Genomic DNA, 22,764 nt, shown 5'->3' with positions numbered 1-22,764 from the left:
TTTGTAGCGAAAACGTATCGTGCTCCCGCTATTCAAGGCTTTTGTGGAGCTGGATAAGCAATCGATCCATACAACGGTAGCTCAGTGCTTCGGCAAGATGCTTTTTCTCAATGTTGTCCCGATCGCCGAGGTCAGCGATCGTGCGAGCGACTTTCAATATCCTATGCCAGGCGCGTACGGATAAGCCAAGTTTATTCATCACGTCTTCCAGATAGGCCGCATCGGCCATCTCCAATTTGCAGTGTCTTTCTATTTCGCGTGAAGTTAGCAGCGCATTGATTTTATTTGCCCGCTTCAACTGTATCTGCCTTGCGATCAGCACGCGCTCACGAATCGTCGCGCTGCTTTCGCCTTGATAATGTTGTTGAGATAAAACCCCTGGTGGTAGCAAAGGGACTTCGATAGAAAGGTCAAAGCGATCCAAAAAGGGGCCAGAAAGTTTGCTGAGATAGCGCAATATTTGTTGTGCAGGTAACCGGTTATGAATGCCCTGATAATGGCCCGACGGACTGGGGTTCATCGCGGCGACGAGTTGTACGCGTGCCGGATAGCACACTTTGGCGCGAGTGCGGGAAATGATAATTTCACCAGATTCCAGAGGCTCTCGTAGTGAGTCCAGAACGCGTCGCTCAAACTCTGGTAATTCATCTAGAAACAGTACACCGTTGTGTGCGAGCGAAATTTCGCCGGGTTTGGGCAGCGACCCTCCACCCACGAGTGCAGCCATGGAAGAGCTATGGTGAGGCGCTCTGAAGGGTCTTGCTCTCCAGCGCGTCATTGTGGCATCAATGTTGATTAGGCTATTGATCGCGGCGCTTTCTAACGCTTCTTCATCGCTCAATGGCGGCATCAGATTGCCTAGCCGACTTGCCAGCATTGTTTTCCCTGTTCCAGGTGGCCCTAGCAACAGCAGATTGTGGCCGCCTGCTGCCGCGATTTCTAGCGCGCGTTTAGCTTGCTCCTGACCGATAATATCCTTCAGGTCGAGCGTATCTTCCGCAGGCTGCGGAACGGGCGTCATATCGGAGCAACTGAGTAGTTCCTCTTCTCCGCTGAGAAAAGCACACACCTGCAACAGATGCCCAGCCATTAGCGCTTCTCCCTGCGGTATCAGCGTCATCTCCCGTTTGTTGTCATCTGGCAGGATAAGCTGACGGCCTGCTTTTATGGCTTCTAATGCGGCTGGAATCGCGCCATTTACGCCACGTAACGTGCCTGAGAGGCCGAGTTCGCCGAGAAACTCATAGCGGTTTAGCTTTTCACCATCGATTTGTTCTGATGCTGCCAGAATCGCCAGAGCAATGGGCAAGTCGTAGCGTCCCCCTTCTTTGGGCAAGTCTGCCGGTGCGAGGTTGACTGTGATGCGCTTTGCTGGAAACGTAAACCCGCAATTGATGAGTGCGCTGCGCACGCGATCGCGCGCTTCTTTGACGGTGGTTTCTGGTAACCCCACCAGCGTTAATGCAGGTAACCCGCTGCTGATGTGAACTTCGATGTAAACATCCGGAGCTTGTACACCAATCATTGCCCGAGTGTAGGTAACTGCCAATGACATGCTATTTCCCCTTTGCTGATGATTTGCATCATGTCTGGCAAGGGAGAATAAGTAGAGGACGTTGTCTCCAGTCTGCGCGGCGACGTCAGAACATAATTCTCTGTTTCAATAATGGATAAAAGTTGTGCGTAATGGGTCGCAATTATTCAGGGGACGCGGCCCTTTTAAGATAGCCCGACGATCGGTAATGCTCGTTGTTTCCCGCGAAGCGCTCATTTTTACGTCAACGAGAGAAAATAATTTAGCGTACTTCTACCTTATGATTACGTTGTATTTTTCCCCGTATCATAGGTAATCCTTAGAGGTGGCAATGAAAAAAAATTGTTGTCATGCCATGACTGACTGTGATAACTCTGTAGGTATTCGTTCGACAGAAGATTAATGAACAACCTATTATGAAAGCCCTATCCCTAGTGATTAGCCTAGTCGTGATTAGCGTGGTGGTGATTATTATCCCACCGTGCGGGGCTGCACTTGGACGAAGAATGGCTTAGAAATCAAGGCCTGATTCAAGAAAACCCCCGCACCGAAAGGTCGGGGGTTTTTTGTTGGGCGTAATCTATAACGGAAAGGAACAGAAAATGAACATCAGCATAAAATTCTGTTATTCCCATAAGATGTCGGGGAAATAACTATGAATGGAGCACAGTGGGTGGTGCAAGCGTTGCGAGCACAGGGAGTGGAAACCGTTTTTGGTTATCCGGGCGGCGCGATAATGCCAGTCTATGATGCACTTTATGACGGTGGCGTAAAACACCTGCTGTGTCGCCATGAGCAAGGCGCAGCAATGGCAGCGATTGGTTATGCTCGCGCGACGGGTAAGGTGGGCGTTTGTATCGCGACATCTGGCCCCGGTGCGACCAACCTGATCACCGGTTTGGCCGATGCACTGCTGGATTCGGTGCCTGTGGTGGCGATCACCGGACAGGTGGGGTCAGCGCTGATTGGCACCGACGCTTTTCAGGAGATCGACGTATTAGGATTGTCACTGGCCTGCACGAAACATAGTTTTCTGGTTGAGTCTCTCGAATCATTGCCGGAAGTGATGGCAGAAGCGTTCGCGATTGCCAACAGCGGTCGCCCTGGCCCTGTTCTGGTTGATATCCCAAAAGATATTCAGCTGGCTGTCGGCGATTTCATCCCGAACTTTGCACCCGTTGCTAACGATGTCGATTTCCCTGAGCAAGATATTACGCTGGCGTACGCTCTGTTGGCGAAAGCACAAAAACCGGTGCTGTACGTTGGCGGTGGTGTCGGTATGGCGAATGCAGTTCCGGCGCTGCGTGAATTTCTGAATGTGACGGATATCCCTTCGGTTTCTACGCTGAAAGGGCTGGGTGCCGTGGATGCCAATCATCCCTATTACCTCGGAATGATTGGTATGCACGGCACGAAGGCGGCGAACCTGATTGTGCAGGAGTGCGATCTGTTAATCGCAGTCGGGGCCCGTTTTGATGACCGCGTGACCGGCAAACTGAATGCCTTCGCGCCTCATGCCAGTGTTATTCACATGGACATCGACCCAGCAGAGCTGAGTAAATTGCGCCATGCTAATGTCGCACTGCAAGGCGATCTGAAGGCGGTATTACCTGCGCTGCAACAGCCACTGAACGTCAGCGCGTGGCGTCAGCAGTCCACCATGATGAAGGCGGAATATCCGTGGCGTTATGACCACCCTGGCCAGGCGATTTATGCGCCTGCTCTGTTGAAAACGATCTCCGAAAGAATGGATGCGGATACCGTAGTCACGACCGATGTGGGCCAGCACCAAATGTGGGCTGCACAGCATATGACGTTCAGCCGCCCTGAGAATTTCATCACCTCCAGTGGTCTCGGTACGATGGGCTTTGGCGTACCGGCTGCGGTAGGTGCTCAGGTAGCACGTCCAGACGACATGGTTATCTGTATTTCAGGTGACGGCTCTTTCATGATGAACGTTCAGGAATTGGGCACCATCAAGCGAAAACGGCTGCCGTTGAAGATCGTGTTGCTGGATAACCAACGGTTAGGCATGGTACGCCAGTGGCAGCAGTTATTCTTTGATGAGCGCTACAGTGAAACCGACCTCTCCGATAACCCTGACTTCCTGACGCTGGCAAGTGCGTTTGATATCCCCGGCCAGCGCATCACCCGTAAAGACCAAATTGATGTCGCGCTGGATGCCCTGTTTAACAGCGAAGGACCCTATTTACTGCACGTCTCGATCGACGAATATGAAAATGTCTGGCCGCTGGTTCCGCCGGGCGCGGGCAATGAAACGATGCTTGATAAAACCAAGTAAGGCTCGATAAAACCAAATAAGCTCGACGAAACCCACTAATGGCTGATTTACACAGAATAAGTGCTGGAGATAACAGAATGACACACCATCAACTTTCGATTCAGGCACGCTTTCGTCCCGAGGTCCTGGAGCGTGTATTGCGTGTTACCCGTCATCGCGGCTTCAAAGTGTGCGCTATGAATATGGTGCAAACGACCAATACCGATCACATTAATATTGAACTGACCGTTGCCAGCCATCGTTCGGTGGATTTATTGTCAACCCAATTGAGCAAGCTGTTGGATATCGCCTGCGTTGACGTTCAACCGATGACGACATCACAGCAGATCAGCGCCTAACGCAGAAGAGTAAGGGAAAAAAGAATGACAAAAAAAGCGGATTATATTTGGTTCAATGGCGAGATGGTTCCTTGGGCTGAAGCCAAAGTACACGTCATGTCACATGCCCTGCACTATGGCACCTCCGTCTTTGAAGGCGTTCGTTGCTACAATTCACATAAGGGTCCGGTGGTTTTCCGTCACCGTGAGCATATGCAGCGCCTGCGTGATTCGGCAAAAATTTACCGTATGCCGGTCGCGCAAAGTGTGGATGAGCTGATGGAAGCCTGCCGTGAAACGCTGCGCAAAAATAACCTGACTAGTGCCTATATTCGTCCATTGGTGTTCATTGGTGATGTGGGTATGGGCGTTAACCCGCCAGACGGTTATCAAACCGACGTTATTATTGCGGCTTTCCCGTGGGGCGCATATTTGGGTGAGGAGGCGCTGGAAGCAGGCATTGATGCGATGGTGTCATCCTGGAATCGTGTCGCAGCGAATACTATTCCAACCGCCGCTAAAGCGGGTGGCAACTATCTGTCCTCCCTGCTGGTGGGTAGCGAAGCACGCCGCCACGGCTATCAGGAAGGGATCGCGTTGGATGTCCACGGCTATGTTTCTGAAGGGGCGGGCGAGAATTTGTTCGAAGTGAAGGACGGGATTATCTTCACGCCGCCGTTTACCTCTTCGGCGCTGCCGGGCATTACGCGTGACGCTATCATCAAGCTGGCGAAGGATGCAGGGTATGAAGTGCGCGAGCAGGTGCTGTCCCGCGAGTCACTGTATCTGGCGGATGAAGTTTTCATGTCCGGTACCGCAGCAGAAATTACCCCAGTGCGTAGCGTAGACGGCATTCAGGTCGGCATTGGCAAACGCGGTCCGGTCACCCAAGCCTTGCAGCAGGCGTTCTTTGGCCTCTTTACGGGTGAAACCGAAGATAAATGGGGCTGGTTGGATCCGGTAAATCAGTAATTAGTTAAGACAGACAGTCAGGCGGTGACGCGTTCCGTCATCGCCCAATTCGTAATTTTTGGAGTAATAGAGCATGCCTAAGTACCGTTCAGCCACAACCACACACGGCCGTAATATGGCTGGTGCACGAGCCTTGTGGCGCGCCACCGGGATGACCGACGACGATTTTGGTAAACCGATTATCGCAGTGGTCAACTCCTTCACCCAATTCGTGCCCGGCCATGTGCACTTGCGCGATCTGGGTAAATTGGTTGCCGAACAGATCGAAGCCTCCGGCGGCGTCGCGAAAGAATTTAACACCATTGCGGTCGATGACGGTATCGCTATGGGCCACGGCGGTATGCTCTATTCTCTGCCTTCCCGTGAACTGATTGCCGACTCCGTGGAATACATGGTCAATGCCCACTGTGCGGATGCGATGGTGTGTATTTCCAACTGCGACAAAATCACCCCGGGGATGTTGATGGCGTCACTGCGCCTGAATATTCCGGTGATTTTCGTGTCCGGCGGTCCGATGGAAGCAGGGAAAACCAAGCTTTCTAACCAAATTATCAAGCTCGATCTCATCGATGCCATGATCCAGGGGGCGAACCCTAACGTCAGCGATGCCGATAGTGAGCAAATTGAGCGTTCCGCCTGTCCGACCTGCGGGTCCTGCTCGGGGATGTTCACAGCAAACTCCATGAACTGCCTGACTGAAGCGCTGGGGCTTTCTCAGCCAGCGAATGGCTCATTGCTCGCGACGCATGCCGATCGTAGAGACCTGTTCCTGAATGCAGGTACGCGTATCGTGGGTCTGGCAAAACGTTATTACGAGCAGGATGACGCAAGTGTATTGCCGCGCAATATCGCCAATAAAGCCGCATTTGAAAACGCCATGATTCTGGATATCGCGATGGGCGGTTCCACCAATACTGTATTGCACCTGCTGGCTGCGGCACAGGAAGGTGAAATTGATTTCACCATGTCGGATATCGACCGCCTCTCACGTAAGGTGCCACACCTGTGTAAAGTCGCGCCAAGCGGTCAGAAATACCATATGGAAGACGTGCACCGTGCCGGTGGGGTTATCGGTATTCTAGGCGAGTTGGACAGAGCCGGTCTGTTGAACCGTGAAGTCAACAACGTGCTGGGTAAAACGCTGCCGGAAACGCTGGAAGCCTACGACGTCATGCTGACGAAGGATGAAAGCGTGAAGCGTATGTATTCTGCTGGCCCGGCAGGTATTCGCACGACCAAAGCGTTTTCTCAGGATTGCCGCTGGGATTCACTGGATACCGATCGTCAGGAAGGCTGCATACGCTCACGTGAGTATGCTTACAGTCAGGATGGCGGGTTGGCGGTGTTGTACGGCAACATCGCGGTAGATGGTTGCATCGTGAAAACTGCTGGTGTTGATAAAGAGAGCCTGATTTTCCGCGGCCCGGCAAAAGTCTACGAAAGCCAGGATGACGCGGTAGAAGCGATTCTGGGCGGTAAAGTGGTGGCGGGCGATGTGGTCGTTATCCGCTACGAAGGGCCGAAAGGTGGCCCGGGCATGCAGGAAATGCTGTATCCGACCACCTACCTGAAATCGATGGGCTTGGGTAAAAGCTGTGCACTGATCACTGATGGCCGCTTCTCCGGTGGGACTTCGGGCCTGTCCATCGGCCACGCGTCTCCAGAAGCAGCAAGCGGTGGCATCATTGGTTTGGTGCAGGACGGCGACATGATTGCCATTGATATCCCGAGCCGCAGTATTGTATTGGACGTGGCGGAAAATGAATTGGCAAGCCGTCGCGAAACAGAATTGGCACGAGGCGATGCCGCCTGGACGCCACATAATCGTGAACGTCAGGTATCTTTTGCGCTGCGTGCGTACGCTATCCTGGCAACCAGTGCGGATAAAGGCGCTGTGCGGGATAAAAGCAAGCTGGGAGGCTAATGCTGATGGCTGTGTCACAACCTCTTCCTGCCGCGCCGGGAGGCGCGGAGTACCTGCGCGCGATCTTGCGCTCGCCAGTGTATGAAATCACGCAGGTCACGCCGCTGGAGAAGATGGATAAGCTCTCTTCGCGGCTGGGTAATGTCATTCTAGTAAAACGTGAAGACCGACACGCGGTGCACAGCTTTAAGCTGCGTGGCGCGTACGCAATGATGGCGGGTCTGAGCGATGAACAGAAATCGCACGGCGTGGTGACGGCGTCAGCCGGTAACCATGCGCAAGGTGTTGCACTCTCCTCCAGCAAGCTGGGGATTAAATCGCTGATTGTGATGCCGGTGGCGACAGCCGACATCAAGGTGGATGCGGTGCGTGGTTTTGGCGGAGAAGTGCTGCTACACGGCGCTAACTTTGATGAAGCCAAAGCCAAGGCGATTGAGCTGTCAGAGCAACAACATATGACTTTTCTGCCGCCGTTCGATCACCCTGCGGTGATTGCCGGGCAGGGCACGCTGGCGATGGAGTTGTTACAGCAGGATGCGCATCTGGATCGCGTGTTTGTGCCAGTTGGTGGTGGTGGCTTGGCGGCAGGCGTTGCCGTACTGATTAAACAGCTGATGCCGCAGATTCAGGTGATCGGCGTGGAAGCGGAAGATTCCGCCTGTCTGCGCGCGGCGCTGGATGCTGGGCAACCAGTCGATCTGCCGCGTGTCGGGCTGTTTGCCGAAGGCGTGGCGGTGAAGCGCATCGGCGATGAAACGTTTCGCCTATGTCGGGAATATCTGGATGACGTGATTACCGTCGACAGCGATGCCATCTGTGCGGCAGTGAAAGATCTGTTCGAAGATGTCCGCGCGATTGCTGAACCGTCTGGTGCGCTGGCGTTGGCGGGGATGAAAAAGTACATCCAACAGCATCAGATTCAGGGTGAGCGCTTGGCGCATGTTCTGTCCGGTGCGAACGTTAACTTCCACGGATTACGTTACGTTTCCGAACGCTGCGAGCTGGGCGAACAGCGCGAAGCCTTGCTGGCTGTGACGATCCCTGAGCAACAGGGAAGCTTCCTGAAGTTTTGCCAACTGTTGGGTGGTCGTTCTGTCACGGAGTTCAACTATCGCTACGCGGATGCCAAAGACGCCTGCATTTTTGTCGGTGTGCGCTTGACGCGCGGCTATGCGGAACGGCAGGAGATCATCGCTGAGCTTTCCGCAGACGGTTATGAAGTAGTGGATTTGTCCGATGATGAAATGGCGAAGCTACACGTTCGCTATATGGTCGGCGGACGTCCTTCCAAACCGTTGCAGGAACGTCTGTACAGCTTTGAATTCCCAGAGTCGCCGGGTGCATTACTGAAATTCCTGCATACGCTGGGGGCGCACTGGAATATTTCTCTATTCCATTACCGCAGCCACGGCACGGATTTTGGCCGCGTTCTGGCTGGGTTCGAGCTGGAGGCGGGCGATCGGGAGTTTGAGCAGCACTTGCTGGCGCTGGGCTATGAATGCCATGACGAAACCAATAACCCGGCATTCCGCTTCTTTCTAGCGGGTTAATTGCTGGGTGTCCCCCTAACGCCGCCGATGGTGTTTCACCGTCGGCGGCGTTATCTTTATGTCATCTGATAGCAACAGGGATGGCATTTCTTTATGGCAACGCAGTTCACGGGTTTTTCTCAAGCGGGTTTAACGTTTCTTCAGCAGGTGCGTCAGTACAACGATAAAGCGTGGTTTGACGAGCATCGTGCGGTTTATGATGAGCAACTGGTTGCGCCATTCCGCACGCTGGTGGATGAACTCAGTCTGACCATGTTGCAAATTGACGACCATTTTGAAACACGCCCCGCCATCGGCAAGACCCTCTCCCGTATTCACCGCGATACGCGCTTTTCTCACGATAAATCACGCTATCGCAGCCATATGTGGCTGACCTTCAAGCGCACTCGTAAAGACTGGACGGACGCGCCGGTGTATTTCTTTGAAATCACGCCGGATACCTGGCGCTACGGGCTGGGCTATTACAGTGCGACGCGTAATACGATGGATCTGTTTCGTCAGACGCTGCGCGGTAATTCGCCGCAGTTTCTTGAAGTGGTAAGCTGTCTGGGGAATACCTTCACGCTGGAAGGCGACAGCTACAAACGCCCGCTGATTAAAGACCAAGAGCCGGAATTAGCTAACTGGTATAACCGCAAATCGTTTGCCGCGATATGCACCCGACAGGATATGGAAGCGCTGTTTTCCGGTGATTTGGTGGCGGTTCTGTCTCAGGGATTTACCCAGCTTGAACCGCTCTATCATTACCTGATGAACATCGAAACCATGAAGAAAGCCGCGCAGGAAGCAGAGTCCGATACGCGGGTATTTTCGGCGGATAAGTGGTTTGAACGCTAGAGCCAGAGATCGCTAACGCTACGGTGTTTGTTCCTGCTTCAATGGGATTTGATCGCGCTCCAACAGATAGTTAAACAGGTAGCCTTCCTCCTGATTGCTGCCGAAGGTGGCGATTTGCAGATGATCATCGTCAATGCAGGTGAGCAGTATTTTCACCTGCTGACCGAAGCTGCTTTCACCTTTGCCAATGGCTTGCATATCGCTCATCTGACGGGCCGTGAAGTCAGAATCATCCAGTTTGTTACCGTAGCGGAATGCAATGGACGCGCCGCCCTCAATCTTGCCACGTTGGTTGGTCATGGTCAGGCTGACGGCATGGTAGGGCGCTTTCTGATCGTACATCTCTCGAAAATAATCCCCCAAATCGCGGTACTCCTCGGCGGAAAGCCCCGACATCACATACTCATAGCTGAACGAGCCGTGGAAGCAGGACGTGCTTTTCACGGGCGTAATCGGTGAAGGGAATGCGTGCTGCGCGATGTCATTTAGGTAACGCAGTCGGTTTAACTGCTGCTGATAACGCTGTCGCAGGCAGTCCTCGTCTTTGCACTGGTCGCGTGTGGTAAGCCAGCTGCGCTGGAACTGGTTGAGCGTTTTCTCCCACGGCGCGCTGTTGTCGTACGCTGTCAGGAACGTGCGGGATGTCTTCCATGCCTGCGCCAGTTCTTCATCTAGTTGCCCGAGCAACGGGCTGGCGCAAATCAGCTTTTCCTGCACAGAGGCGGCTTTTTCGCAGGGGAAGCTGGCGGCTTGCGCAGGGTGGCTGAGGGAGGCGAGCGTCACCCCTGCGGCAGCGATGGCAGTGAAGGCTATCTTCATGGCGTGTCCTGTAATATGTCCCAAAAGGCGGCAATCAGCGGTTCGCTAAGCCGTTTTTTCTGTACGCAGACGCCCAGCTCCAGCGGTTCCATCACCTGTTCGACAAACACAGAGACACGGCTGCGTACCGGCTCCGGGCTGTTCTCTAGTACCACGTTGGGAATCAACGCGATACCACAGCCCAGCGCGACCATTGATACCATCGCTTCATGTCCGGAGATGGTGGCGTAAATCTGTGGATTGATGATGTGATTGCGGCGGAACCACTGATCGATGCGCTTACGCACCGGGCCGTGTTCCGGCAGGATGAACGGAATCTGCGCCCAGTCCGGTTCTGGTTGGCGCACCAGCGACTGAACCGGGCAGGGAAGTGCTGGGATGATCAATGCCAGAGGCAGTTTATCGAGCGGCATGAAATCAACGCTCGCAGGTAGCGCTTCCGGGCGTCCTGCAATCCCTAAATCCCCATCATTCGACTGAATTTTCTCAACGGCATCGGCGGCATCGCCGGTTGTCAGTTTAATTTCAACCAAAGGATGCAGCGCCCGAAAGCGATCCAGAATCGGCGGCAGATGGCTGTAGGCGGCGGTGACGGAGCAGAAGATCCGCAGTTCACCGCTTAATGACGGCCCGTGCTGGTCTATCGTGTGGCGTAGCTGTTGGTATTGCAGCAGCGTTTGCTGCGCGAACAGCTTCAGATGCTCTCCGGCATCGGTGAGCTGTACGGTACGGTTATCGCGCAGAAACAGCATCTGCCCTAAATCCTCTTCGAGCCGCTGAATTTGCCGCGACAGCGTGGATGGGCTGATGTGCATCGCCTTGGCGGTACGGCCAAAGTGTCGGCTTTCCGCGAGGTGCAGGAATAATTTGAGATCACGTAAATCCATGCGATGCAGGCCCCGTTTTTTATCTTGCAGATAGTGCAATGTCACGTTGTTAATATATCAATTTAAGCAACGCAATTCCTGTCATATGATGGGGTCATAGTGAATTCCCATCTGGCGGGAATCCTTTTCTGAATAACAGACAAACAAAACCGTATACGGAGCACGACATGGCTAACTATTTCAACACATTAAACCTGCGTCAGCAGCTGGATCAATTGGGCAAGTGCCGCTTTATGGGGCGTGATGAATTTGCCGATGAGGCGAGCTACCTGAAAGGGAAAAAAGTGGTGATCGTCGGTTGTGGTGCTCAGGGTCTGAATCAGGGTCTGAACATGCGCGATTCTGGTCTGGATATCGCTTATGCCCTGCGTGCTGAAGCCATTGCAGAAAAACGTGCATCATGGCGCAAAGCGACCGAAAACGGCTTCACCGTTGGCACTTACGAAGATCTGATCCCGCAGGCCGATCTGATCGTTAATCTGACGCCGGACAAACAGCACTCCGCAGTGGTTCAGGCAGTACAGCCCCTGATGAAACAGGGCGCAGCGCTGGGCTACTCTCACGGCTTCAACATCGTTGAAGTCGGTGAGCAAATCCGTAAAGACATCACTGTCGTGATGGTGGCACCGAAGTGTCCGGGTACGGAAGTGCGTGAAGAATACAAACGCGGTTTCGGCGTACCGACGCTGATCGCGGTTCACCCTGAAAACGATCCAAAAGGCGAAGGCATGGCAATCGCCAAAGCCTGGGCTGCGGCAACTGGCGGCCACCGTGCTGGCGTTCTGCAATCCTCTTTCGTTGCAGAAGTGAAATCTGACCTGATGGGTGAACAGACTATTCTGTGTGGTATGTTGCAGGCCGGTTCTCTGCTGGGCTTCGACAAACTGGTTTCTGAAGGCACCGATCCTGCTTATGCAGAAAAACTGATTCAGTTCGGCTGGGAAACCATCACCGAAGCGCTGAAGCAAGGCGGTATTACGCTGATGATGGATCGCCTGTCTAACCCGGCGAAACTGCGCGCTTATGCACTGTCTGAGCAACTGAAAGGCATTATGGCTCCGCTGTTCCAGAAACACATGGATGACATCATCTCCGGTGAATTCTCCGGCGGCATGATGGCTGACTGGGCGAACGATGACGTGAAACTGCTGACCTGGCGTGAAGAGACCGGTAAAACCGCGTTCGAAAACGCCCCGCAGTTCGACGGTAAAATCGCTGAGCAGGAATACTTTGATAACGGCGTGCTGATGGTTGCGATGGTAAAAGCGGGCGTTGAGCTGGCGTTTGAAACCATGGTGAGCTCCGGCATCATCGAAGAATCGGCTTACTACGAATCACTGCATGAGCTGCCTCTGATCGCCAACACCATCGCGCGTAAGCGTCTGTATGAAATGAACGTGGTTATCTCTGATACCGCAGAATACGGTAACTACCTGTTTGCTAATGCAGCGGTTCCGTTGCTGAAAGGTGCGTTCATGGCATCTCTGCAGCCGGGCGATCTGGGTAAAGCGGTTGCTGGCACCGAAGTAGACAACGCGCAACTGCGTGATGTTAACGAAGCTATCCGTAACCACCCGATCGAAACCGTAGGCCACACGCTGCGCGGTTACATGAAAGACATGAAACGTATCGCTGTCGCGGGTTAATGTTCGCTTTTACGTTTAGTGGAACGCGATGATTGCTATGCTGCTCTTTTGGGAGCAGCATTTTTTTATCTGCGATTATCTCTCAGCCTGCGTTATCGATGTTGTGTCTCGGCGGTGCTTTCACGTAAGGAAAGTGCCAGCGCAGTGGTTAATTCAGCTTTTGTCATACGTACACAGTAAGACGGCATGTTCCTTTCAAAACGCCATCCTTCAGACAGTTTTCCCGCATCAACGACATCAAACCCGAAGGCATCATAGAGTTCGGCAACAATGGTTTTTTCCTGCTCATGATCACCCGCAAGCGGTAGCGCCCGGCGATGGGCAGAACCCGCAGGCAAACCATCACTTTCAAGCTGCGTCATGGTGATAGCATTGAACGCTTTGGTAATCTTTGCGCCCGGTAAATAACCAGCTAGTAGGTCGCTGGTGGTAATGCTGCGCGTATCCAGTGCAGCTACCTTGCCATCTCGCTCGGTATAGTAGTTGACGGCATCGATGACGGATTTGCCCTGTAAAGCCTGCTCAGGGAGTTTATCGATAGCGGTAAAGGGAACGGCGATCACGATAATGTCGCCAAATCGCGCTGCCTGAGTGGCGGTGCCGATATCGCAGCCGATCATGGGACGGAGGCTGAAAAGCGACTGGGGATCCCGTGAGTTGCTGAGCATGACCTGATGACCGTTCTGAAGCGCTAGTTTAGCGATCGCCCGGGCGACAAAGCCTGCGCCAATAATGCCAATTTTCATCTTTTTCTCCTTAATGCTTTTGAGAAGAGAATCTTAATTGCCTACAATTTGAAGATAAATTGTGCTTTTAAAAGAAAACAAACAACAAATATGAGCGAATCATGGATCGACTGACCAGCATGAACATCTTTGTCAAAGCGTCGGAGTTAGGGTCTTTTGTCGCTGCCGCAGAGGTACTGGGCATCTCACCACAGATGGTGGCGAAGCAAGTGGCATGGCTCGAAGCGAGGCTTGGGGTCCGGCTACTGAACCGTACCACGCGTAAACAGAGCCTAACGGATATTGGCCTTCGCTATTACGAGCGCTGCAAGGTTGTTCTTGCCGAAGCGGAAGATGCTGATGCGATTGCGCGTGAAATGCAGGTGACCCCTTCCGGTATCATTCAGGTGAATGCACCGGTTACCTGGGGGTCACATCTGCTCGCGCCGTTTATCACGCGCTATCTCGCGCGTTATCCTGACACGCAAATTGCGCTGACGCTGAATGATCGCATAGTCGATCCCATTGAAGAGGGGTTTGAAGTCATCATTCGCATCGGTGAATTGGCGGATAGTTCAATGGTAGCCTGGCCGCTTCAGCCTTACTCGTTGATCGCTTGCGCGTCGCCTGACTATCTGGCGCGTGAAGGATCGCCGGATACCCCATCGAGTCTCTCACGCCACGCGTGCCTTATTTATGGTGCACGCGCCGTCGCCACGTCTTGTCGGTGGGTATTTCAGAAGGATGGGAAGCCTGAAGAAGTTAGGCCAGAAGGTAGGCTTTTTGCTAATGACTGGAATGCGCTGCTACATGCTGCGATAGCGGGTTATGGTATCACGCTTGGGCCAGAGGCCGTGTTACGTAAGGAGATTGACCGCGGGCGTCTGGTACAGGTGCTGTCTGACTATAATGGGCCTGCCCGCCCGGTCCATGTCATGGTGCCGATGGGACGGCGATCGGCGGTTAAAATTAAAACCTTTGTCGATGCTGTCAGAGCCAATTTCGGATAAAAATGAGCCCGTGGCACAGCGATTGTGCCACGGGTGTTATGACTAAACGGACTGGTATTCCGCTTCCGCCTGATTGAAGCGGTCGGTAATCGTTTTTGATGGCGCTTTACCCAGCAGACTGACGATGAAAATGGTCAAGCTGTTGAAGATGAACCCAGGGATGATTTCATACAGTCCCAGCCAGGCGTACTGTTTCCAGATCAGCACGGTTGCCGCACCTACGATCATACCCAGCAGTGCGCCGTTGCGCGTCATACGCGGCCATAGCAGAGAAATTAAAATCACCGGTCCGAAGGCGGCACCGAAACCTGCCCAAGCATAGCTCACCAGACCCAGTACACGGTTTTCAGGGTTCAGCGACAGCGCTATAGCAATGATCGCGACTAATAGCACCATCGTGCGCCCCACCCATACCAACTCTTTCTGACTGGCATTTTTGCGCAGGAATGGCTTGTACAAATCTTCGGTGATGGCACTGGAGCACACCAGCAATTGGCAGCTCAGCGTACTCATGACAGCAGCTAAAATCGCAGACAGCAGAATGCCGGCAATCCACGGATTGAACAGCAGCATAGATAGCTCGATAAAGACGCGCTCGCTATTTTGCGCCACGTTACCCGCCTGATCCGGGTTATTGTTGAAGTAGGCGATGCCAAAGAAGCCCACCGTCACCGCACCGGCCAGACAAAGAATCATCCAGGTCATACTGATGCGGCGCGCGCTGTGAATGGTGTGGTGTGAGTCAGCAGCCATAAAACGCGCCAGAATATGCGGCTGGCCGAAATAGCCCAAGCCCCAGCCCATCAACGAGATAATGGCGACAAAATTCAGCCCTTTGAACATATCCAGATTGGCCGGATTTTTCGCTTCAATTACCATCAACGAGCTATCGATTCCCCCAAGAGATAGGACGACCATAACTGGTGTCAGGATCAGGGCGAAAATCATCAGGCTGGCCTGAACCGTATCCGTCCAGCTTACCGCTAGAAAGCCGCCGATAAAGGTATAGGCGATGGTCGCTGCGGCCCCTGCCCATAGTGCGGTGCCGTAGCTCATCCCAAAGGTGCTTTCAAACAGACGAGCCCCCGCGACGACGCCGGATGCGCAATAGATGGTGAAGAAAACCAGAATGACTAACGCGGAGATCACACGCAGCAATTTGCTGTTATCTTCAAAACGGTGGGTGAAATAGTCAGGCAGGGTGAGCGCGTTGTGGTTTATTTCGGTGTGGACGCGCAGGCGTCCAGCGACCCATTTCCAGTTCAGGTAGGCGCCTAGCGTCAGACCAATCGCGATCCAGCTTTCAGAAATACCGGAAATGAAAATGGCACCCGGTAGGCCCATCAGCAGCCAGCCGCTCATATCAGAAGCACCAGCCGACAGGGCCGTCACCACGCTACCCATCCGACGTCCGCCCAGAATGTAATCGCCAAAGTTATTGGTAGCGCGGTAGGCAAACAGGCCGATGAGGACCATCCCGAAAATGTACACCAGAAACGTCACCAACATGGGTGTGCTTATTGTCATTTAACTCTCCACATTTTTTTCGTGCCGCCGTCGCGGCGACGCTGTGTTTTATAGTAATCACTCAGGCCGGAACGAGGTCTGAAGATGATTATGGGCAGCAACCATTCCATTTGTTAACAAGGTTGCACAAAGTTGCAACATGATTGATATTGACGGTATCCCGATGTGCATCTTCTCATTACAGGAGTGGACTCTATGGGCTCTACCACGATGGGTGTAAAACTCGATGAGGAAACGCGCGAGCGTATCAAGGTCGCTGCACAGCGTATTGATCGCACACCGCACTGGTTGATCAAACAGGCTATTTTCCATTACCTCGAACGCCTCGAAAGTGGCCTCGACACTCCTGAAACACCGCAATCGGCGAACATCAGCCGCATTGAAGCGGAAGAGATTATGCCGCAATCTCGGGAAGAAGAAACCCACCAACCCTTTCTTGATTTCGCCGAACAGGTTCTTCCCCAGTCAGTTACCCGCGCCGCCATGACTTCTGCTTATCGCCGTCCTGAAAATGAACTGGTACCTATCTTGCTTGAACAGGCAAGACTTACCGACGAAATATCGCAGTTAACCCAGAAATTGGCTTATCGACTGGCAGAGAAATTACGCAGTCAGAAGGTCGGAAATGGTCGTGCTGGCATTGTGCAAGGGCTGCTACAGGAATTTTCACTTTCTTCTCAGGAAGGCGTGGCGCTGATGTGTTTAGCCGAAGCGTTGCTGCGTATTCCTGATAAATCCACACGCGATGCGCTGATCCGCGACAAAATCAGCAGAGGGAACTGGCAGGCACATCTTGGCCACAGCCCATCGCTTTTCGTGAATGCCGCAACCTGGGGGCTACTGTTTACCGGAAAGCTGGTGGCGACACACAATGAAGCACATCTGTCTCATTCTCTGAACCGCATTATCGGTAAACGTGGTGAGCCGCTCGTCCGCAAGGGTGTCGATATGGCTATGCGGCTGATGGGGGAGCAGTTTGTCACTGGGGAAACCATCGGTGAGGCGTTGGCTAACGCCCGTGAACGGGAAAATAAAGGCTTTCGCTATTCTTACGATATGTTAGGTGAAGCAGCGCTGACGCAACACGATGCCGCCGCCTACCTGACGGCCTATCAGCAGGCGATTCATGCTATCGGCAAAGCCTCAAGCGGGCGTGGAATTTATGAAGGGCCAGGTATCTCCATCAAGCTATCGGCACTGCACCCGCGCTATAGCCGTGCACAGTATGATCGTGTAATCGATGAGTTGTATCCACGGTTGTTATCACTGACGCTGCTGGCGCGGCAGTACGATATCGGGATCAATATTGATGCAGAGGAAGCAGATCGACTGGAGATCTCACTCGATCTGCTGGAAAAACTCTGTATGGAGCCTCAGCTGGTAGGGTGGAATGGCATTGGATTTGTGATTCAGGCTTATCAGAAACGCTGCCCGTATGTTATCGATGCACTGATTGAGCTGGCACAGCGCAGCCATCGGCGGCTGATGATTCGTCTGGTGAAAGGGGCGTACTGGGACAGTGAAATCAAACGGGCGCAAGTTGATGGGTTGGAGGGCTATCCGGTCTACACGCGCAAGGTTTATACCGATGTGTCTTATCTGGCCTGCGCCCGCAAGCTATTGGCCGTACCGAATCTGATTTACCCACAGTTCGCCACGCACAATGCACAGACGTTAAGCGCGATTTATCACATGGCGGGCAACAATTATTATCCCGGCCAGTATGAATTCCAGTGCCTGCACGGCATGGGGGAACCGCTCTATGATCAGGTAGTTGGCGCGGTTGCGGATGGCAAGTTAAACCGTCCATGTCGTATCTACGCCCCGGTAGGGACCCATGAAACGCTGCTGGCTTATCTGGTGCGACGCCTGTTGGAAAATGGCGCGAATACCTCATTTGTTAATCGCATCGCGGATACGTCAATGGCGCTGGAAACGCTGATTGCCGATCCGATTAGCGGTGTAGAGGCGTTGGCAAAAGTGGAGTGGAGCATGGGCGCACCGCATCCCCGTATTCCTCTGCCGCGTCAGCTATATGGTCAGGAGCGGAAAAATTCGAGTGGGCTGGATCTCTCGAATGAGCATCGGTTGGCTTCGCTCTCCAGCGCGTTGCTGAGTCATGCGGTGCAGCCGTGGTATGCCGAGCCGATGATTGAGGGGAAAAGCGAGGTGAGCGAACAGAAGCCCGTGGTGAATCCAGCCGATGTGCACGATGTGGTGGGCTATGTTCGCGATGCTTCCACAGCGGATGTTGAATTGGCGCTAGCGACGGCGGTGTATGCCGGTACTATCTGGTTTGCGACGCCACCCGCAGAGCGTGCCGCGATATTGAATCGGGCCGCATCATTGATGGAAGGGCAGTTACAACATCTGTTAGGGCTGCTGGTGCGGGAAGCGGGTAAGTCCTTCAGTAACGCGATTGCGGAAGTGCGCGAGGCGGTGGATTTCTTACGCTATTACGCGGGTCAGGTTCGGGATACGTTCACCAATGATACCTATCGTCCGCTGGGGCCCGTCGTCTGCATTAGCCCATGGAATTTTCCGTTGGCGATCTTTACCGGACAAATTTCTGCGGCACTGGCGGCAGGAAACAGCGTATTGGCGAAACCGGCTGAACAAACGCCGCTGATTGCGGCGCAGGCTGTGCGTATTTTGCATGAAGCAGGTGTTCCCACTGGCGTATTGCAACTACTGCCGGGACAGGGGGAAACGATCGGTGCTGCGTTGGTGAACGACGAACGGGTTCGCGGCGTGGTGTTTACCGGTTCGACTGCCGTGGCCAAAATCCTGCAACGCAGCCTCGCTGGTAGGCTTGACCCACAGGGGCGTTTGACGCCGCTGATTGCCGAAATGGGAGGCCTGAATGCCATGATTGTCGATTCGTCCGCACTAACGGAACAGGTAGTGAATGATGTGATCGCCTCAGCGTTCGACAGCGCCGGACAGCGTTGTTCGGCACTGCGTCTTTTGTGCCTGCAAGAGGATATCGCGGATCGCACGCTGACTATGCTGCGTGGCGCGATGGCGGAGTGCCGAATGGGGAATCCTGAGCGGTTATCAACCGATATCGGCCCGCTGATTGATGCCGAGGCGAAAGAAAACGTGGATCGGCATATTCAAACGATGCGGGCGAAAGGTCATACGGTGTATCAGGCGGCGTATCCGCAGGATGACGCAGCGTGGCTGGGGGGGACGTTTGTGAAGCCGACGCTGATTGAGCTGAATGACATTAGTGAGCTGGAAAAAGAAGTTTTTGGTCCAGTTTTACACATCGTTCGCTATCAAAGCCAGCAGTTGGATACGCTAATTGAACAGATTAACGCAGCGGGCTACGGCCTGACGCTAGGCGTGCATACACGCATTGATGAAACCATCCAACGAGTGACGAACAGGGCAAAAGTGGGTAACCAGTACGTGAACCGCAATATGGTGGGAGCCGTTGTCGGCGTCCAGCCTTTTGGCGGGGAAGGCTTATCAGGAACTGGGCCAAAAGCAGGAGGGCCGCTTTACCTGTATCGACTGCTGGCACACCGACCGGACGACGCGCTTGCGGCAGAATTCGCCAAGCAGAACCGTGAGCAGGCACCAGATACCTCTGCCCGAGCATTGCTGTTGGCGGGACTACAGGCGTTGGAAGACTGGGCGATTAGCGGAGAGCATCAGGATCTGGCGACCCTGTGTCAGCGTTATAAAGAATATAGCGTCAGCGGAACAACTCGACGGTTGCTCGGTCCGACAGGAGAGAGTAATACCTACACGCTGTTGCCGCGCGAGCGGATATTGTGTCTGGCGGACAATGATGAGGATCGCTTGATTCAGGCGGCTGCGGTGCTGGCAACGGGTGGGAAACTGCTGTGGCCGGAAGGTGAACAGGAGAAAACGCTCTATGCTCGCTTGCCGGCAGAGTTGCAGTCGCGTATTCAGTTCACACATGGCTGGCAACGGCACGAGGTGTCTTTTCAGGGCGTTATCTTCCATGGGAATGCCGATCGGTTACGTCAGATCAGCGAGGCGCTCGCAGAACGCGATGGCCCGATTATTCTGCTACTGGGCTATTCGAATGGTGATACCCATGTTCAACTGGAACGTCTGTTGATTGAACGCTCTCTGAGCATTAATACTGCTGCCGCGGGCGGTAATGCCAGCCTGATGACGATAGGCTAGAGTAGGGTGTTCAATATAAAAAGCGCGCCAAACCGAAAGGTGGGCGCGCTTTTTATGTGTAGATCTGTCGGGTGATGACTTAGTTGCGGTACAGCACTTTGATTACATGGTAACCAAACTGGGTTTTCACTGGGCCAAACGGTTTCAGCAATTCACAGGAAAACACTGCCTTATCGAAAGCGGGTACCATGTCGCCTTTACGAAACTCACCTAAATCGCCGCCGTTACGTTTTGACGGGCAGGTTGAGTGTTTCTGCGCCAATTTTTGGAAATCGGCACCTTTTTCCAGTTGAGCAAGAATGTCGTTAGCCAGCTGTTCAGTGTCCACCAAGATGTGCAGGGCTGCTGCGGTATTTGCCATGTTGTTACCTTTTTGCAAAAGAGATTCCTGCGCGCAATGTAACATTTGCAACGCAAGATGTGGACAGTGACGTGTTTTCCTTAATAACAAATCCTCGGTCAAGATCGGTACCGCTTTCTGCTACAATCGCCTTCCGTTTTATGAGTGAGCAAGATCGTTATGCGCTTAAACCCCAGCCAACAACATGCCGTCGAATTTGTCACTGGACCTTGTCTGGTTCTGGCGGGCGCAGGCTCAGGCAAGACCCGCGTTATCACCAATAAAATTGCGCATCTTATCCGTCAGTGTGGCTATCAGGCTCGGCACATAGCTGCTGTGACGTTTACCAACAAAGCGGCGCGTGAGATGAAGGAACGTGTGGCGCAAACGCTGGGGCGTAAAGAAACGCGTGGGCTGATGATTGCGACTTTCCACACGCTGGGCTTGGAGATTATCAAACGTGAATATGTCGCGTTGGGTATGAAATCTAATTTCTCCCTGTTCGACGATCAGGATCAGATGGCGCTGCTGAAAGAATTGACTGAGCAGTGGCTGGAAAACGATAAGGTTCTGCTGCAACAGCTGATCTCGACGATCTCAAACTGGAAAAACGATCTGATCGATCCGGCCGGAGCCGCGGCGACCGCTCGATCCGAACGTGACAAGCTGTTTGTACATTGCTACTCGCTTTATCACGAACATCTGCGTGCTTGTAACGTGCTGGATTTCGACGATCTGATTCTGCTCCCTACGCTGTTGCTGAAGCGGAATACCGAGGTGCGTGAACGCTGGCAGAACCGCTTGCGCTACCTACTGGTGGATGAATATCAGGACACAAACACCAGTCAGTATGAGCTGGTTAAGCTGCTGGTCGGCCCCCGTGCACGTTTTACCGTCGTGGGGGATGACGATCAGTCGATTTATTCCTGGCGCGGTGCTCGACCACAGAATCTGGTGTTGCTACAGCAGGATTTCCCCGCGCTTGATGTGATCAAACTAGAACAAAACTACCGCTCATCCGGGCGTATTCTGAAAGCAGCCAATATTCTCATCGCCAATAATCCGCACGTCTTTGAAAAACGGTTGTTCTCGGAGCTGGGTTACGGTGATGAACTTAAAGTGATTACCGCCAATAACGAAGATCACGAAGCGGAGCGGGTTGTGGGCGAGCTGATTGCCCATCACTTTATTAAAAAAACCCAGTACGGCGACTATGCCATTTTGTATCGTGGCAACCATCAGTCACGCCTGTTTGAAAAGATGCTGATGCAGAACCGTATTCCGTATCGTATCTCCGGCGGCACGTCCTTTTTCTCCCGACCTGAAATCAAAGATTTACTGGCTTACCTGCGCGTACTGACCAACCCGGATGATGACAGCGCGTTTTTACGCATTGTGAACACACCCAAACGTGAGATTGGCCCAGCGACGATGAAGAAGCTGGGCGAATGGGCAGGACAACGCAATAAAGGCCTTTTCAGCGCGAGTTTTGATCTCGGGTTGAGCCAGTCGCTGACCGGCCGTGGATTGGAATCCCTACAACGGTTTACACAGTGGATGGAGGAAATTGCTCGTCTGGCGGAGCGGGAGCCTGTTGCCGCCGTGCGTGACCTGATACATGGGTTGGACTACGAAAGCTGGCTTTATGAAACCTCGCCCAGCCCAAAAGCTGCAGAAATGCGGATGAAGAACGTGAATCAGCTATTCAGCTGGATGACGGAAATGCTGGAAGGCTCCGATCTGGATGAACCTATGACGCTGACGCAGGTGGTGACGCGCTTCACGCTGCGGGACATGATGGAACGTGGAGAGAGTGAAGAGGATCAAGATCAGGTACAGCTGATGACGCTGCATGCATCCAAAGGCCTGGAGTTTCCATATGTCTTTTTGGTTGGGATGGAAGAAGGCCTGTTGCCGCACCAAAGCAGTATTGATGAAGATAACGTCGACGAAGAGCGGCGTCTGGCATACGTGGGGATTACGCGTGCTCAGCGTGAGCTGTTCTTCACGTTGTGCAAAGAACGCCGGCAGTATGGCGAATTGATACGCCCTGAACCGAGCCGCTTCCTGCTTGAACTGCCGCAGGATGATGTCGTGTGGGAAACGGAAAGAAAAGTCGTTAGCGCGCAAGAGCGGATGCAGAAGGGTCAGACGAACGTCGCCAGTATCCGGGCTATGTTAGCGAAAGCAAAAGGGGAATAACCATCCCT

At 53.3% G+C, this 22,764-nt stretch carries 17 protein-coding genes; 11 read left to right on the top strand and 6 right to left on the bottom strand.

The annotated features are described in order from the left end of the window. Window positions 1-28: 28 nt before the first annotated feature. Complete coding sequence (locus tag DCX48_11870) at window positions 29-1,555, bottom strand: ATP-dependent protease (protein QXE15151.1); 1,527 nt, start codon at window positions 1,553-1,555, stop codon at window positions 29-31. A gap of 395 nt (window positions 1,556-1,950) precedes the next feature. Between DCX48_11870 and DCX48_11865 the strand changes: the two genes are divergently transcribed. The 7 genes from DCX48_11865 (at window position 1,951) to DCX48_11835 (ending at window position 9,436) form a co-directional block, all read left to right on the top strand. Next, a complete protein-coding gene (locus tag DCX48_11865) occupies window positions 1,951-2,049 on the top strand; it encodes an ilv operon leader peptide (GenBank protein ID QXE15150.1) in 99 nt (32 codons plus the stop codon). A 140-nt stretch (window positions 2,050-2,189) separates the two neighbouring features. Beyond that, on the top strand, window positions 2,190-3,836 hold the full coding sequence (locus DCX48_11860; protein ID QXE15149.1) for an acetolactate synthase 2 catalytic subunit: 1,647 nt from the start codon (window positions 2,190-2,192) through the stop codon (window positions 3,834-3,836). Window positions 3,837-3,913: 77 nt separating this feature from the next. Next, window positions 3,914-4,174 (top strand): acetolactate synthase 2 small subunit, encoded by a 261-nt coding sequence (gene ilvM / locus DCX48_11855; protein ID QXE15148.1) that lies wholly within the window; start codon window positions 3,914-3,916, stop codon window positions 4,172-4,174. A gap of 24 nt (window positions 4,175-4,198) precedes the next feature. Next, window positions 4,199-5,125 carry a branched-chain amino acid transaminase gene (locus DCX48_11850; protein QXE15147.1) on the top strand — a complete coding sequence of 309 codons (927 nt, stop codon included), beginning with the start codon at window positions 4,199-4,201 and terminating at the stop codon, window positions 5,123-5,125. Between the two features lie 73 nt (window positions 5,126-5,198). Next, window positions 5,199-7,049 (top strand): dihydroxy-acid dehydratase, encoded by a 1,851-nt coding sequence (locus DCX48_11845; protein QXE15146.1) that lies wholly within the window; start codon window positions 5,199-5,201, stop codon window positions 7,047-7,049. Window positions 7,050-7,054: 5 nt separating this feature from the next. After that, entirely contained in the window at window positions 7,055-8,599 is a 1,545-nt protein-coding gene (ilvA, locus tag DCX48_11840; GenBank protein ID QXE15145.1) for a threonine ammonia-lyase, biosynthetic, read from the top strand. A gap of 93 nt (window positions 8,600-8,692) precedes the next feature. Continuing rightward, entirely contained in the window at window positions 8,693-9,436 is a 744-nt protein-coding gene (locus DCX48_11835) for a DUF2461 domain-containing protein (protein QXE15144.1), read from the top strand. 18 nt (window positions 9,437-9,454) lie between these two features. Here DCX48_11835 and DCX48_11830 read toward each other — a convergent pair whose 3' ends face one another. Both DCX48_11830 and ilvY read right to left on the bottom strand, forming a co-directional pair. After that, a complete protein-coding gene (locus DCX48_11830; GenBank protein ID QXE15143.1) occupies window positions 9,455-10,255 on the bottom strand; it encodes a hypothetical protein in 801 nt (266 codons plus the stop codon). Then, a complete protein-coding gene (ilvY, locus tag DCX48_11825; GenBank protein ID QXE15142.1) occupies window positions 10,252-11,142 on the bottom strand; it encodes an HTH-type transcriptional activator IlvY in 891 nt (296 codons plus the stop codon). The genes DCX48_11830 and ilvY overlap by 4 nt, the downstream gene beginning before the upstream one ends. 167 nt (window positions 11,143-11,309) lie before the next feature. On the opposite strand from ilvY, the gene ilvC reads away from it, so the two are divergent. Beyond that, entirely contained in the window at window positions 11,310-12,788 is a 1,479-nt protein-coding gene (gene ilvC, locus DCX48_11820) for a ketol-acid reductoisomerase (protein QXE15141.1), read from the top strand. Between the two features lie 92 nt (window positions 12,789-12,880). Here the strand turns inward: ilvC and DCX48_11815 are convergent, their stop codons facing one another. After that, window positions 12,881-13,534 carry an NADP oxidoreductase gene (locus DCX48_11815; protein ID QXE15140.1) on the bottom strand — a complete coding sequence of 218 codons (654 nt, stop codon included), beginning with the start codon at window positions 13,532-13,534 and terminating at the stop codon, window positions 12,881-12,883. Window positions 13,535-13,635: 101 nt separating this feature from the next. On the opposite strand from DCX48_11815, the gene DCX48_11810 reads away from it, so the two are divergent. Continuing rightward, on the top strand, window positions 13,636-14,523 hold the full coding sequence (locus tag DCX48_11810) for a LysR family transcriptional regulator (GenBank protein QXE15139.1): 888 nt from the start codon (window positions 13,636-13,638) through the stop codon (window positions 14,521-14,523). A gap of 42 nt (window positions 14,524-14,565) precedes the next feature. Here DCX48_11810 and putP read toward each other — a convergent pair whose 3' ends face one another. Beyond that, window positions 14,566-16,050 carry a sodium/proline symporter PutP gene (gene putP / locus DCX48_11805; protein ID QXE15138.1) on the bottom strand — a complete coding sequence of 495 codons (1,485 nt, stop codon included), beginning with the start codon at window positions 16,048-16,050 and terminating at the stop codon, window positions 14,566-14,568. Between the two features lie 195 nt (window positions 16,051-16,245). On the opposite strand from putP, the gene putA reads away from it, so the two are divergent. Further along, window positions 16,246-20,214, top strand: coding sequence for a trifunctional transcriptional regulator/proline dehydrogenase/L-glutamate gamma-semialdehyde dehydrogenase (gene putA, locus DCX48_11800; GenBank protein ID QXE15137.1), 3,969 nt, complete (start codon window positions 16,246-16,248; stop codon window positions 20,212-20,214). Window positions 20,215-20,293: 79 nt separating this feature from the next. Here putA and DCX48_11795 read toward each other — a convergent pair whose 3' ends face one another. Next, entirely contained in the window at window positions 20,294-20,575 is a 282-nt protein-coding gene (locus DCX48_11795; GenBank protein QXE15136.1) for a peptidylprolyl isomerase, read from the bottom strand. A gap of 159 nt (window positions 20,576-20,734) precedes the next feature. Here DCX48_11795 and DCX48_11790 point away from each other — a divergent pair, with 159 nt between their 5' ends. Next, a complete protein-coding gene (locus DCX48_11790; GenBank protein QXE15135.1) occupies window positions 20,735-22,756 on the top strand; it encodes an ATP-dependent DNA helicase Rep in 2,022 nt (673 codons plus the stop codon). Window positions 22,757-22,764 lie beyond the last annotated feature (8 nt).

It is taken from the genome of Pectobacterium atrosepticum (assembly GCA_019056595.1).
In the GTDB taxonomy this organism is placed as follows: domain Bacteria; phylum Pseudomonadota; class Gammaproteobacteria; order Enterobacterales; family Enterobacteriaceae; genus Pectobacterium; species Pectobacterium atrosepticum.
This window is presented reverse-complemented; position numbering and strand designations above follow the sequence as displayed.